The following is a 14,621-nucleotide window of genomic DNA, read 5'->3' as shown; positions in this document are numbered from 1 at the left end:
ATTCTTTTACTGGGGGAAATTATGATACAAGCAGTAGGAGTTGTTTATTTTAATTATAAAATAAACAATATTTCTAAATACAGTAACTATATACAAACAAAAATAAATAAATTAAAAAATAAATACAAAGATAAGTTTGAAATTATTGCTATTTCTGAGCCATTTGCAGATGGTGAAAATCAGTTAGTAAGGGTATCTTGCTCTTTTCAGATTTATATGTTTGAAAACTTTTATCGGCAAAGTATAGATGATTATGTTGGACAGGTCTTTCCCACACTAAAAGAGCGACTTCCTGTTAAAGTAATATCTACCCAGGTCCATCATTTATCTAAAGTCTCTGACAATCGAAAAAAACGAAGCAAATCGAGATAACGTGTGTATTCAACTTGCGTACTGATTCTAAACTAAAGTGTTCGTTATTTTCTATCATATAAATGCATATAAGCTACTAATAATCCATTTTTAAATTAACCGTAACTATTATTTTGAAGGAGTTAAAAATGAGTTCTGCTATCATTCCTTTTATTTTAATCTTTGTCCTATTTTTATTTTTTTCCTTCTTCTTTCGAAAAATATCGAATAGAATTTCATTGCACTATATATGGTTAGTATTGGCAATTATCTCGATTATAGGAATGATCTACAAAACGTATTTTTCATCGTAAAAGGGGGTACATTTTGGTGAGATTTACACCTAAAAAGAAAAAGAAAGAAACACGAAATCAAAAATGGGAAGTACTTGATTTTGCATTTGATTTACTCGAACCTCTTTATTTATTGATGCGCTTTGTTATTCGTTCCATCGTAAAAATAATAAACTAATTAGTATATGTGAAAAAAGAGACTGAGACATAACTAAACAGATAATAGGTAAAGACGAACATTCCCTAATTTTGCACGTAAATCGCGACTTCCTTATACTGGTTATTTATGTTTTTTAATCTAATTAACTCAAACTTCGCATCTTCAAATTCGTTTGCAAGTCTTGATATTACTCGGTTTAAGAACAATAAAATGGGAGAATTGTTTTTTAAAAGGTGAAAAAGTATATACTCTTTGAAATGTGAAGGGTGTCTAGCTCCAGCGCCTAGCCCCAGTGAGTATTGCCTCCAGCCTCTAAAAGTAAAAAACACTTTTTGAGGCTGGAGAACATTTTTCTTCGGGGCTAATCAAGGCGCTTGCGCTTTTCTTATGGGGTTGCTTTCCACTACGGGTTGCTTCGCTTTCCGCGGGGTGGGAGCTCTGAGCCTCCTCGGCGTTGCCTTGCGGGGTCTCAGCCTTCCCACATTTCCCGCAGGAGTCTTCGCACCCTCCGTTACAAGCAACCTGTTTTAGAATAAGTTCTTGTCTTTGAATTTTATGACAAGGTATGATTGCTAAACACTAGTAGCGTTGATTTTTTATGTTATTAATCAACGTTGTTCTCCCACAATGTGCACTTTTAGTCTATTTCTATAAGATGGATGTTTTAACCAGTCCAACGACAACAACTAATGGATCAAACAGCTTGATTGAAGTGGAAGGTGCGAGACTCCTGTGGGATTAGCGGGTTAGATGAGACCCCGCAGGCGCTTGCGAGGCCACTGAAAAACCTATTGTTTTTCTTTTAATAATTTACGATAGAAAAAAAAGAAAGCTTTTTGTCAAAAATTTGACAGAAAACTTTCTTTTTTTGCCTATTTTCTTTCGTATTCTTTCCTATTTGCTGTCTTTTTCTTGTATTAATTTGATTATTCGTTTGAGATTGGTAGCGAATATCGCTGTCGCTCCTTGAATTTGCATACCAAATAAACCCGAGGAGGAGGCTGTTTCATACCCGTGTCTGTGTTTTAGTTCACTATTTTTCGCTTCAATCTTATAGCGAGTTTTCGCTAGTTCTTTGAATTTTTCCGTACCTTGAAATTCCTCCTGATCTTTATGTTCCGTTGATTTGATGGTCACAGAATAGGACTTACTTTTCGCTCCTTCTTTATAACATCCTTCACGAAAAGGACAAACTTTACATTTTTCAATATCAAAAAGGTACTTGATTCGAGGGTTTTTATCTTGATTCTTTCGCTCATCATATTTTTTTTGAATAGCCATATGACCTGCATTGCAGACATACATTCCCGCATCTTTGTTAAAGGAAAATTCTTCTTCTTTTGTCCTTGCTCCATGGGTAATATGAGGATGCAATTTAGAAACAAGTTCCAGCTCATTTTCTCTCGTATAGCGAATATTATCTTTCTCGGAGTAAGCTGCATCCCCTATAACTGTATCTATTTTCATTCCTGTCTCTTTACTTTTCTTTATTAACTCTTGAAGATATTTTCCATCGCTTTTTTCGCCTGTTGTCACTACTGCCGCTGTTATAATTCGCTCATCACTCATCGCGATATGTGTTTTATATCCAAAGAAAGAAGAATCCTCTGATTTATGCCCCACACGTGCATCTGGATCCGTTGAAAAATGTAGTTGTTCTGTATAATCTTCCACCACTTCTTTTAACACATTCAGTTTCTCTTTAACGGCAGGGATGGAAGCGACTTGTGGTTCGGATTCCACAACAGAAATGATGTCTTTACAGTAATCCAACTCCTCTTTTACTTCATTAGAAGTTGTTTTCTGTGGGAATTTTTCTTTGATGGATTCGTCTATTTGATAGACGGCTTTTCGGACATTTTTGGATTTTTCTTGTAAAAATTCTTTCGGTGACTTTTGATTATAACGCGCTTTTGTATGGGTAGCATCTACAATAATGGTTTTACTTTTCATGATTTCTTTCTCCAATGCAATCTCCACTGTCTTGCCGATTAGCATATCTAATAAACTCACGTCTTGAAGACGGAGTTTGCGAAATTTCGTTAACGAGCTTGGATCAATGACGGCATCTTCTGGTGCCATATCGAGAAAGAATTTAAACGACATATCGTACCGAGAACGTTCCACTACATCTACATCGGACAAATCAAAAATTGATTTTAGAAGGAGATACTTGAACATACGGATCGGCGGCTCGGCATGGCGACCATTTACCAGACAATATTTTGTCTTTAATTCTTCGAGAACGAATGAGAAATCCACTAGCTCATTTATTTGGCGAAGCATATTATCCTTTGGAACAACGAAATCATAAATAGATAAAAACGGACTAAGTGTGAAAGATTCTTGATTGGAAATCATTTTATATACCATCTACATACATTTGATATCTTCATTATAAAACAAAAGGCAGTCAAAAGGTCATTTAGAATGAACTTTCGACTGCCTAAGTAAAAAAAAGGACTTTTTCAGTGGCCTCGCGCTTGCGTCGAGGAGGCTCATCACACGCCCCACGGAAAGCGAGCATCCTGAAACGAGAATCTTGCCCCTATTTATAAGGAATAATGTTTGCAAAAAAAAACACCCAAAAAGATTAATCAAATTCTTTTCTAATTGCTCTAAACCAGGTTAAGTCAATACATGAAGAAGGATTTATAACTGCAAAGTTTGAGTTAAGTATAAAAACTATGTTGTTCCATTGCGCTACAGACACTCGTTTCTGCGGGGCCTCAGCCTTGCCTCTACTTCCCGTAGGAGTCGAGTGTCTTCCGCTCCATTCTCCTTCGTTTTTAAAGGCTATTTTCTAAAACCTGATTCCTTCATCAAGAAAAAAATGAAATAGATTGGAAACTGGAGCAGCCTGAATACACGTAGACTCCAGCTGGCTCAGCGCGAGCCCGATGGAAAGCGAAGTGTATGCAGGCTGCGGGTGATGACCACAAACCTTCTTTTTTACATGAATAAAAAACCCAAACCATGATACGAAATAATTTTTAAATCTTCGTATCATGGTTCGGGTTTATTTTCGACTGGAATACTTATGTCCCAGCTTCTTTTTATATTATAACCTAGAATTCAACAACTTTCCTGCCCATGTATAAGCCATATGTCCACCGTCAATGGTTATATATTCCCCTGTTACGTACGAACTATCTTTTGATGCAAGAAATAAGACAACAGAAGCTACCTCCTCTGTTTTTCCTAATCTGCCCATTGGGTCTACCCATTCATATGCTTCCCTGAATTTTTTGCCTGCTTCTTCACCCATTATGTCATTTAAAAGCGGCGTTTCAATTGTTCCTGGTGCAACGCAGTTCACGCGAATACCATCACGAGCATAATCAATTGCCATCGCTCTAGTTAAATTCGTAATGCCGCCTTTTGCTGCATTATATCCAGAACGGTCAAGATCAGCAGCTAATCCAGAAACAGAGGAACTATTAATAATGGATCCTCCTTTGTCTAACATAAGGGGAATAAGAAACTTACTCACTAAAAATGTTCCTCTCAAGTCAACTGACATCAATTTATCCCATAACTCAATCGGGTATTCATGTAGTTTCCCGCCTTCTGTATCTGTACCAGCGTTATTAAACAGAATATCGATAGTTCCATATTCCTTCTTTATTTGGTCGGCAAATTCTTCAACTTTGTGTTCATCTGAAACATCCACGTAAAAAGCCTTTGCATTTCCTCCAGCTGTCGTGATATTATGTACAACTTCCTTTTGTTTATCATAATTAATATCGGCACAAAGGACTGTGGCGCCTTCTTGACTAAAAAGTTCAGCTGTTGCTTTTCCTATTCCCGAACTCGCACCAGTAATAACGGCTATTTTTGATTCAAGTCTTTTCATGTGTATCTCCTCCTATTAAATGATGAAGGCAAGATATCCAAAATTATCGTATTTCTTAAGTTCTTTTCTAAATAATAATCGTTTTTTGTAGAGGAGCTTTCAGATACTTCTGCTCCATATTGAATATCCTGCCAATAAATAAAAGAAGCGTTATATAGAAATAACAACTTCTTTATCCTGTCATTTTTGTTCTTTACCCCGCTTTTTCTTCTATAAACATTTCCTAGCGATTCATTTAAAAACAATCTATTTTTTTAACGTTTTTGCTAAACCAGTATGAGGATTGACTTACTTTTCACATCTGTTATATTATTAGTATAACAGAAATTCATCTTTCAGTTTTGAGGAGGACATTGTTTGAACACTATTTATCTAGGCATTTCACTGCAAGTGGCTCTTTCCATCGTTGTTCCCATTATCATAATCGTTATTTTTCAGCGTAAAAAAATGCTTTCTTGGAAATCCTTCGGTGCTGGAGTGCTGATTTTTATCGTATTTTCGCAAATACTAGAAAAACTGTTACATCTAGCTGTTATAGCTCCATCTGGTACACATGTTAAATGGTCGGCAAATCCGTATGTTTTTGCATTATATGGAGGACTGGCAGCTGGAATCTTTGAAGAAATCGGTCGTTTTTTTGCCTTTAAAGTGTTAGTAAAAAAACATCATCGATATAATAATGGCCTGTCCTATGGATTAGGTCATGGAGGAATCGAAGCGATATTGATTGGAGGTTTTTCTGCGGTTAATTCGCTTCTTGTTTATTCAATGGTTCAATCTGGAAAACTAGATCAACTATTAGGAGCCCATCTTCCTTCCGAACAGATTACATTGATTAAAAATCAATTTGCCAACGCAACTATTTGGCTTTATGCAGCAGGTGGAATGGAAAGACTATTTGCTATTGCTTTACATATCGCTTTGTCTATTTTAGTCCTTTATGGAGTAAGACAAAAGCAATTTAAATATGTTATTTATGCAATCCTGTTTCATGCAGCAGTCAATTTTATTCCTGGACTTTACCAAGCAGGAGTATTCACCAATATTCTTTACATAGAAATTTTTCTATTTTCGATCGCTGTACTTTCGATTATTTTTACAATAAAAATGAAACCGAAATTCCTTGATAAAAACTAAAAACGGAAATGAAGAACATTCTAAAGGCTGACACCAAGTTTTGATAATTTAATGTCAGCCCTTTTTCATTTAGTTCATAGATAGCATCGTTTAAAGTTAAGGAGAATAATTGATCATTGACTCCTATATCTACTTGATTGACTATATGTTTTTCAAGTAAAGGTTGGTATGATTTTTTTGATTTCTTGTTCTGCGTTGGACTGACTGGATAACCAAAGGTCTACTAAAGCAATACCATCGATTAATTCGATATTTAACCCTTTAGCATATTCTTTAGCTGAATAGGTAAAAGAGCCTGTTGTTATGACATAACCACCAGCTGCACTCCGTTTTATCATATTTGAATGGATGAGTGCAATCGAATCAAATGGCAAATCTCCTTGATAACACTTCACTTGCCCTAAATATAGTTTACCGTTTGCACTGCTATGTTCGAAATCTACTCCAAAATCATTTGATGCTGGTGATACCCATATTGATCCCCCTTTTGTTTTTTCGATTATACTCGCTGCAAACAATTCAAACTGAATCGGATTTTCTTTAATATAGCTAGATGAATATTTTTTTGCTTGTTCTTCTTCTTCCTTTTTAAAACGTAAATATAATCCCATCGCTAGTGTTTTTTTTATTTCTTCGCTTGTATACATATGATTGGTTACTAATGAAAGCTTGTATTCATCCTGTTTTTTCGTTAACAGATAGTGAATAAACGCGATTACTAGGAAAATAGCTGCAATTAATTCGATATAAAACATATTTTCACCTCTATCTATAAGGATGTTCCTCTTTATTTATGCATATTCTTATATAAGAAAAGAAATAATTACCATCCATTCAAGTGGTGAAAATTAGGGTTTGAATAAATCGAGTAGGAGGCACATTTCCGTGCCGACCTCTCACACCACCGTACGTACCGTTCGGTATACGGCGGTTCGAAAGTTTATGAAATCACCTTCGATAAGGATTTTAAACCTTGATCTTGCCAATATTGATTATTTAATGCAAGATGTAATATAGGGTTGTTTGATAGGCGCCAATATCCCTTACGGGAGTTGGCGTTCTTTTTAGCTTCTTCCTTATATATCCCAAGTTTTACAAGGTTCTTATATTTCGTTTTAACCTTCTTCCACTCTTTCCACCTACACGCTCTTAACCTACGTCTCGTATGACTATCGATTTTATGTGCGTATTGCTTGATATCCGCGATTTTAAAGTAATTTCCCCAACCTTGTATCAGTTGGTTTATTTTCTTCACACGGAATTCCATGCTTACTCCCCAATTTCGGTTGGTCCATTTCTTTAATTTTTCTTCGAACCTTTTCTTCCGCTCTTTTGGCACAAATACTCTAGTTTTCCTTCCTCTTTGGTAGAAGCTTACTCCTAAGAATATCCGTGCTATCGGCTTTCCCACCGCACTTTTCTCCTGATTCACCTTCAACTTCAATTTTCTCTCGATAAATTGAGTGATGCTTTCTTTTATTCGTTCTCCTGCTTTCCTGCTTTTAACGAAAATATTACAATCATCTGCATACCTCACAAATTTGTGCCCACGCTTCTCTAATTCTTTATCTAATTCGTGAAGCATGATGTTGCTCAGTAACGGACTTAATGGGCCACCCTGTGGTGTTCCTTCTGTATTCGGTTTAATTAACCCATTGTCCATCACTCCTGCTTGGAGATATCTTCTGATTAGTTTCAAGGTTGGTTTATCAGTGATCGTTTTCGCGATAAGCGACATGAGTTTGTCATGGTTAACACGGTCGAAGAATTTCTCTAGGTCTATGTCTACGACAAAATTGTAGCCATCTTCGATATATTGTCTTGCTTGTTCTATCGCTTGATGTGCGCTTCTATTTGGTCTAAATCCATAACTATACGAACTAAATTGTTTTTCAAAGATGGGGGTAAGTTTCTGCACAATTGCTTGTTGAATGACTCTGTCTGTCACGGTAGGGATTCCAAGTTTCCTTGTTCCCCCGTTCGGTTTGGGGATATCCACCCTTCTTACTGCTTTTGGTTTATACTTTCCTTCTCTAATAAGTTCTCTAATTTGTTGACCTTCTTCTTTCAAATAAAGGCGAGTAGCTTCTATATCTTTCGCATCGACTCCTGCTGCTCCTTTATTCCTTTCCACCTTCTTGAAAGCATGGTTCAAATTATCTAGTTCTGTTATCTTTATAATTAGACTTACCGTTGATTTCATATTGTTCCCATGCTGTTGAGGTTGCATAAGGCTAACTCCACTCTATCCGAGAAACTCCGGTTTTCCGAACCTTCTTTTCTCGTATAGTCATTTTGTTTCTGTTTCCTCGTTTCCTTATCAATAACTCTAGCACGGTCGCTCCTTTCGTTCCGTCCTTCTCAAATCCTAGATTTGATACTATGACTTCGGCTGACTTCTCTTGATTCAGCTATCTATCACTAGATAGGTTCCCAATAGGATATTCAAGAGACCTCCCGGGGTAAGTTCACTCGCTTTCTCCTCATCTATCTGCCACATTTATTCTCATTTCATCCGGGGATATTTAGGACTTCATTTTGTTTAGCAAACTCGTCCTGAAATGAAAACCTCTAATGTGATTCGTATACCTCAGACCAAGGATTTGTCTAGGGCTTCCTTCAGATTCCGCGTCACCACGGACACCCTTGCCTTCGACTAATGGTTCGCATATCCCAACGCCCATAGCGGACTTGCACCGCCTAGCTAGTGAACATGCCCGGCACACTAAAAAAAAGCTTGGAAAAATCCCAAGCCTTTTACATAGCAACTCAAACTACCCAATTATTAGATTCCTCTTCATGTATTGCCGTAAACTTGGTTTAGAACAATTAGAAAAGGGTGATTGATTCGTCTTTTAGGGTGTTTTTCTTTGCAATCATCATTCCTTATAAATAGGAACTTATTTTACCTTTCCACCCATTTACAGTTTTGTACATCTATTATTTCTTCTACTGTTATTTTATATGCATTAGAAAGATCTTCCTTTGTCGTCTCAAAGGGAAATTTTCTTCTCGTCAAACTTCCGAACTTTTTTTTATTATATATACTCCATGATAAAAGAAGAAAAATACTGCTCACAAAAAAAAGTAATGTTATCTCAATTATCGACATCGAATTATAAATTCCGATTGAACGAAAAGAAATAGGAACAAAACCAACATGGATATTATTTAGTAAAATATATAAGAAAACAAAGAAATAAATCCAGCCAAAAGTAGTAATAAGATATTCAAAGAAAGTTAATACTCGTTTCGTTTTCATGTATACATCCTTTCTTATTAAATTAAGAAGAAACGCCTCTATCTGGACTATCCCATGTTGCAAATTCTTTTTTGTTTTTGCTTAATATTTTTAATCCTTTTGGCAAAGCAAAGATAACTAAAATAGCGTTTATTTGCCAATAAACTAATGGATACCATATAGCCCATAAATAATATTTAAAAATGTTTGGCTCATATTTTCTTTCTATATATAAGGATACAATAATCTGCAAAAGACCAATTAGAGCTAAATAGTTCCCTATCCAAAGAATTGGGGAATAAAACGTGTGATGTACAATCCATTGATAAAAAAATACAATCGTGGAAATAAACCATGTAATTGCCCAAGTAAAACTAAAAACCTGTTCTATTAGTACTGGAATTAATCGTCTTTGTTTGTAATCAAACAAGATATCCCAGTTTCTCAAAATAACTTCTATTCCACCTTGATTCCATCTGATTCGCTGCTTCCATATTCCTTTTAGCGTTTCTGGAACAAGCATCCAGCATATGGCCTTTGGTTCATATCGAATATCCCAAAATCTTCTTTGTAATTTCCAAGTTATTCCGATATCGTCTGTAATCAAATCATTATCCCAAAAATCAACATCTAATAATGCTTTTTTTCGAAAGACAACAAAAACACCGGAAACGGTCATTACTTTTCCTAGCACTCTTTGCGTTCGTTTTATTAAGCCAACGATGCTGGAAAATTCAACTACTTGTATTTTTGACAATAAACTTCCTTTATTGCGAATTCTTGGATTCCCAGTAACTGCTCCAACACGTTCACCATTGTTTGGTGTTATGAAATGTGGCATGATATGCAATAAAGCATCTTTGTCTAAAATCGCATCACTGTCGATTGTAGCGATAAACTCTCCTTTAGCAAGTAAAACTCCTTGCTTTAGTGCATTTGCTTTTCCTTTATTTTCTTTTATATTTACAACTCTCAATTTTTTATTATGATTTAATTCTTCTTTTAAATAATCTATTGTCTGATCCTTACTGCCATCATTTATAACAATTACCTCATATTCTGGATAATTTAAGCTGCTTGCTTTTTTAATCGTATCAGTTATTGTCATTTCTTCGTTATAAGCAGGAATCAACAACGAAATAAACGGATATTCCTTTTGTTCCAAATGATCAGTTGCTTTTCGTTCTCTTCGGGAATAAAAAACAAGTCCACCTACTATCCATATAATTCCCATAATAAGTGGATAATAAAAAAGAAATAGTGTTAAATCATGCAACATATATTATCCACCCTCTTTTTCTATTTCATTTCTTCATTGTAATAAAGAAAATAAAATCTTTCATTATTTAATTAATGGAAATTATATAGATATACTTTTTAAGGTTAATTTAATTATGAAATACTTCAGATTCAAAAGGAAGTCATTGAAGTTTTTTGCCTTGAATTCTATTATTTCGTTTATGAAAACATTTCCCTTCTTGTAAAATTTATATTAGTATCAGTACATAGACATAGTAATATTTTCTTTTTAATAATGCTATGTATGGTTAAGGAGTGTGTTGAATGGAAAATTGGATTACAAGTACAATGGAGGAATTTGGATATTTTGGCATCTTTTTGCTGATTACTTTAGAAAATATCTTTCCTCCTATTCCATCGGAGGTTATCTTGACATTCGGTGGTTTTATGACGACAAATACTAATCTAACTATTTTAGGAGTAGTGGCTGTTTCTACGGTCGGTTCTGTTGTTGGAGCGATAGTTTTATATTGGATTGGCACTTTCCTTGATATGAATAAAATGGAGAAGATTATTGATCGCTGGGGACATCTTATGCGTCTATCAAAAGAAGATATTCATAAAGCGAATGATTGGTTTGTTAAGTTTGGGAATTGGACCGTCTTTTTTTGCCGTTTCATTCCATTAATTAGAAGTTTAATTTCCTTGCCTGCTGGAATGGCAAGAATGAATTTTGGCATCTTTTTATTACTAACAACTTTAGGTACACTTATTTGGAACTTTATATTGATAAAAATCGGATCCATGGTAGGCGATTCTTGGGAAAATATCGTGCAATACATGGACGTTTATTCTAATGCTGTTTATGCGCTAATCGCTGTAGCTGTACTCACCATTCTAGTATTATTTGTTCGTAAAAGACTCATAAACTCGAAATAATAAATATAGCAAAATAGTATTAATCGCATCTTTTTGCTAAAAATGTTTTTTAGTATAAACAAAAAAAATAAAACAGGACTGAAGTTAAATTGCTTCAAGCCCTGTTTTTTTACATTCATCTCGTTATTTAGCAGCAAGTGCTTCTTTCTTCAAAGGGGGAGCCATAAAGTCAGGCTGCAATGGTTTTAAAATTGTCTCATTTAAAATGGCATCTATCCTTTTAAAATCTTCTTCAGTTAATCGCCAACCATCAATGCGATTTAATGGTTCTAATTGCTCTGGACGTCTCGCACCTCGCAACGCGATTCCGCTCTCTGACTTATCTAAAGCAAATCGGACTGCCAAATCTATTAATGGACGATTATAAACTTCTTTTACATATAGATCCAACTTATTTGCTGCTTCAATATATTGGTTAAATACTGGTTGTTGAAATTTGGGATCTGCACTTTTTCGCATATCATCTCCATAAAAAGTTCGATCTGCTGTCATTTGTCCCGATAAAAGCCCTCGGCAAATGGAACTGTATAGAAAAGGTGTTGCGCCTTCTTTTTGGCAATATGGAAAAATTTCTTCTTCCGCTGCTCTTTCAAACATATTATATGGTGGCTGAACAGCATGAATTGGAGCAAACTCCTTAAATTCTTCCATTTGTTTAATAGAAAAATTGCTAACTCCAATGCTGTGAATTTTTCCATTCTCATACAATGTTTTCATCGCATTAGCTGTTTCTTCCATTGAAATAGCTGGATCCGGCCAATGTACAAAATATACATCCAAATAATCTGTTTGCAACCTTTGCAAGGATTTATCTATTTCTTCCATAATTCTTTTCTTTGAGCCATTCCGAAATAATGTTTCATCTTTCCAATCAAGAGCATTTTTGGAAGTTAAAATAATATCCTCTCTTTTTCTATTTTCTTTTAATGCTTTACCGATCACTTCTTCTGAATGTCCAAGACCATAGTCATCTGCTGTATCTACAACGGTCACTCCGTTTTCCAAAGCATAATGAATCAGTTTAATCGCATCGTCATCATTTGTACCGCCCCACATTTTTCCACCTATCGGCCATGTACCAAGTCCGATACGAGAGGCTTTTTTATTGATTCCTTTTATTTTTGTGTATTCCATCATATCTCCTCCTTCATGGATTTGAGCTTACTTATTTTCTTCCCTCTCACACTTGTTCAAAACATTTGATATTCTATGTAAGCGAATTAATAAAGAAGAAAATATTGGAAAGAAGGAACAGTTGTGAATTTTGGCGTTTTTTATAAAAAAACAAAACAACAGCAACATTACATTCTTTTAGATCATAAGAAAACGCTACCGCCTTGTTTAACCCAAAAGAACAATGTTCTCCAGACTGAAAAAGTGTTTTTACTTTTAGAGGGAAGCAACACTCACAGGGGTTAGCGCTGGACGGCTAAATATGCGTTAAGAGGAAAAAATCGACTAACCCTTCGCATCTGGGGCACTTGCACATCCTGTACGGCGAAACTAGACAGCCTTCCTATTTCAAAAATTTTGTGCTTATCTAAAAATAAGAAAGGATGGTTATTTAAACCATCCTTTCTCTCTAAACCTCGAAATCGCTTCAATTCTATTCTTCACTTCTAATTTTTCCAATATCATGCTTATATAATTGCGCACAGTTCCTGTTTTGATAGAAAGCTGGTCAGCAATTTCTTTTGTGTTTTTTCCATCTGCAACTAAAATCAGCACTTCTTTTTCTCGTTCTGTAAGTGGGTTTTCTTCCTTATAAACATCATCAATCAATTCAGGAGCATAAACCCTTTTTCCACTCATTACATTACGAATGCTGCTTGCTAATTCCTCGCTTGGACTATCCTTTAATAGATAACCGCTCACACCAGCTTTTAATGCACGCTGAAAATAACCAGAACGAGCAAATGTTGTTAAGATAATGACTTTGCTATGCTCAGTTTTTAACTCTTCAGCAGCGTCAAGTCCTGTTTTTCCCGGCATTTCTATATCCATAATGCATATATCAGGGTGGAGTTGTTTGACTAGTTCCACTGCTTCTAACCCGTTGTTTGCTTTTCCAACAACTTTCATGTCGTCTTCTAAATCAAGCAATGAACCTAATGCACCTAAAAGCATACGTTGATCTTCGGCTATCACAATCGTAATCATTCAAGCTCCTCCTTTTCTATTTGCTTCACATCTTTTGGAACTTTAATTTTTAATATGGTCCCTTTTGAGGATATGACTTGCAAACTTCCATTTACAAATTCTAATCGTTCCCGCATCCCGATTAAACCATGACCTTTTGAAAAATCTTTTTCTGTTACTACAGATGATCCATTATCTTGTATCTGTAATAACACTTCTGTTGGAGATTCTTCTATCTTCACTGTACAAGATGTGGCATTACTATGTTTCACGATATTAGTTACTCCTTCTTTTAAACACATACTTAAAATATTTTCAGCTATTGAAGATACTTTCGAAAGATTAATCTCTTCATCACAAATAAACTCTACTTCTGCCGCTTGAAGAATTTGTTTCACACGCTGCAGTTCCTCTTTTATTTTAACACCTCTCATTTGCGAAACCATTTTCCTTACTTCATTCAGTGCTGTTCGAGCGGTTTGTTGAACATCTTTTAATTCCATACGAGCTTTTTCAGGATCTTTATAAACGAGCTTTTTCGCTAAATCAGCTTTTAGACCGATAAGAGACAGCTTTTGTCCTAGTGTATCATGCAAATCACGGGCAATACGCTGCCGCTCTTCTAATTTTCCAAGCTCTGAAATCCGTTTGTTTGCATCTTCCAGTTTTTCTTCCAATTGTCCTCTTTCTTTTCGATTATGAATCGTTAAAGGGAGGAGAATGATGCCAAACCAAATGATTAATACAAATGGCAGCTGCTTAAATAATAAGTCATCATGCATAATTATCTTCAAGTTGATTGCGACTGACATAAGTACTAAATGCAAAATGTACAGGACAGAAAAAGGCACTTGTTTTTTTATATTTCCGATAAAATAAGATAAGAAGAAGGCAAAATAAACGTAGCTGTATAAATAAGTTGCTGCGACGGAAATCGCTATTAATAACGATGTCCAAAGGTATACTGTCCAGCTTTTAGACGAATAAGCAATTCGATAAAACAGAAAAAACATGGTGGTTAAAATAATACCTGTTACTACATCTATTGTTGAAGATGCGTGAAAAATAAAATAAAAGGGTAAGATGGTCAGAAGTGTCCAAATATATGGGGAAATTCCTGTGCTTTTTTGTAGCACTTTCCATTTTTTTATCATAATTACCTCATTGTTTTGAAATTTATTTCACTTTTAATTGGTCTGTAGCCTGGCTTTCCTGCGGACGAGCGCCGAGCCTCCTCGCTGTGCTGTGGGGTCTCGTCTGTACCGC

At 35.4% G+C, this 14,621-nt stretch carries 13 protein-coding genes; 4 read left to right on the top strand and 9 right to left on the bottom strand.

Going from position 1 to position 14,621, the window contains the following annotated elements:
• The first annotated feature begins 21 nt into the window (after positions 1-21).
• Positions 22-372 carry a hypothetical protein gene (locus AC5LWL_RS12020; RefSeq protein ID WP_493434509.1) on the top strand — a complete coding sequence of 117 codons (351 nt, stop codon included), beginning with the start codon at positions 22-24 and terminating at the stop codon, positions 370-372.
• A gap of 309 nt (positions 373-681) precedes the next feature.
• Positions 682-822 carry a hypothetical protein gene (locus AC5LWL_RS12015; protein ID WP_493434508.1) on the top strand — a complete coding sequence of 47 codons (141 nt, stop codon included), beginning with the start codon at positions 682-684 and terminating at the stop codon, positions 820-822.
• Positions 823-1,698: 876 nt separating this feature from the next.
• Here the strand turns inward: AC5LWL_RS12015 and AC5LWL_RS12010 are convergent.
• Both AC5LWL_RS12010 and AC5LWL_RS12005 read right to left on the bottom strand, forming a co-directional pair.
• Complete coding sequence (locus AC5LWL_RS12010; RefSeq protein ID WP_493434507.1) at positions 1,699-3,165, bottom strand: IS1182 family transposase; 1,467 nt, start codon at positions 3,163-3,165, stop codon at positions 1,699-1,701.
• Between the two features lie 700 nt (positions 3,166-3,865).
• Positions 3,866-4,660: an SDR family oxidoreductase gene (locus AC5LWL_RS12005; protein ID WP_493434506.1), complete on the bottom strand. Its 795-nt coding sequence runs from the start codon at positions 4,658-4,660 to the stop codon at positions 3,866-3,868.
• A 357-nt stretch (positions 4,661-5,017) separates the two neighbouring features.
• On the opposite strand from AC5LWL_RS12005, the gene AC5LWL_RS12000 reads away from it, so the two are divergent.
• Positions 5,018-5,797 (top strand): YhfC family intramembrane metalloprotease, encoded by a 780-nt coding sequence (locus AC5LWL_RS12000; RefSeq protein ID WP_493434505.1) that lies wholly within the window; start codon positions 5,018-5,020, stop codon positions 5,795-5,797.
• 152 nt (positions 5,798-5,949) lie between these two features.
• Here the strand turns inward: AC5LWL_RS12000 and AC5LWL_RS11995 are convergent, their stop codons facing one another.
• From AC5LWL_RS11995 to pgaC, 4 genes are all read right to left on the bottom strand, one after another.
• Positions 5,950-6,552: a restriction endonuclease gene (locus AC5LWL_RS11995; protein WP_493434504.1), complete on the bottom strand. Its 603-nt coding sequence runs from the start codon at positions 6,550-6,552 to the stop codon at positions 5,950-5,952.
• Between the two features lie 185 nt (positions 6,553-6,737).
• Entirely contained in the window at positions 6,738-8,027 is a 1,290-nt protein-coding gene (ltrA, locus tag AC5LWL_RS11990) for a group II intron reverse transcriptase/maturase (RefSeq protein ID WP_493433353.1), read from the bottom strand.
• Positions 8,028-8,702: 675 nt separating this feature from the next.
• Positions 8,703-9,059 (bottom strand): poly-beta-1,6-N-acetyl-D-glucosamine biosynthesis protein PgaD, encoded by a 357-nt coding sequence (gene pgaD, locus AC5LWL_RS11985; protein ID WP_493434503.1) that lies wholly within the window; start codon positions 9,057-9,059, stop codon positions 8,703-8,705.
• Between the two features lie 22 nt (positions 9,060-9,081).
• Positions 9,082-10,317: a poly-beta-1,6-N-acetyl-D-glucosamine synthase gene (gene pgaC / locus AC5LWL_RS11980; RefSeq protein ID WP_493434502.1), complete on the bottom strand. Its 1,236-nt coding sequence runs from the start codon at positions 10,315-10,317 to the stop codon at positions 9,082-9,084.
• A 284-nt stretch (positions 10,318-10,601) separates the two neighbouring features.
• On the opposite strand from pgaC, the gene AC5LWL_RS11975 reads away from it, so the two are divergent.
• The gene (locus AC5LWL_RS11975; RefSeq protein ID WP_493434501.1) at positions 10,602-11,216 is read left to right on the top strand and encodes a DedA family protein; all 615 of its coding nucleotides are present in this window, start codon (positions 10,602-10,604) and stop codon (positions 11,214-11,216) included.
• A gap of 123 nt (positions 11,217-11,339) precedes the next feature.
• On the opposite strand, the gene AC5LWL_RS11970 is transcribed toward AC5LWL_RS11975, so the two are convergent.
• The 3 genes from AC5LWL_RS11970 to AC5LWL_RS11960 all read right to left on the bottom strand — a co-directional run bounded on the left by AC5LWL_RS11970 (position 11,340) and on the right by AC5LWL_RS11960 (position 14,509).
• Positions 11,340-12,350, bottom strand: coding sequence for an aldo/keto reductase (locus AC5LWL_RS11970; protein WP_493436602.1), 1,011 nt, complete (start codon positions 12,348-12,350; stop codon positions 11,340-11,342).
• Positions 12,351-12,776: 426 nt separating this feature from the next.
• On the bottom strand, positions 12,777-13,376 hold the full coding sequence (locus tag AC5LWL_RS11965; RefSeq protein ID WP_493434500.1) for a response regulator: 600 nt from the start codon (positions 13,374-13,376) through the stop codon (positions 12,777-12,779).
• Positions 13,373-14,509: a sensor histidine kinase gene (locus AC5LWL_RS11960; RefSeq protein ID WP_493434499.1), complete on the bottom strand. Its 1,137-nt coding sequence runs from the start codon at positions 14,507-14,509 to the stop codon at positions 13,373-13,375. The genes AC5LWL_RS11965 and AC5LWL_RS11960 overlap by 4 nt, the downstream gene beginning before the upstream one ends.
• Positions 14,510-14,621 lie beyond the last annotated feature (112 nt).

The sequence above is a fragment of the Niallia sp. WK069_GA_01 genome (assembly GCF_983173855.1).
Note: the sequence above shows the minus strand (reverse complement) of the source record. Positions and strands in the feature narration are given on the sequence as shown.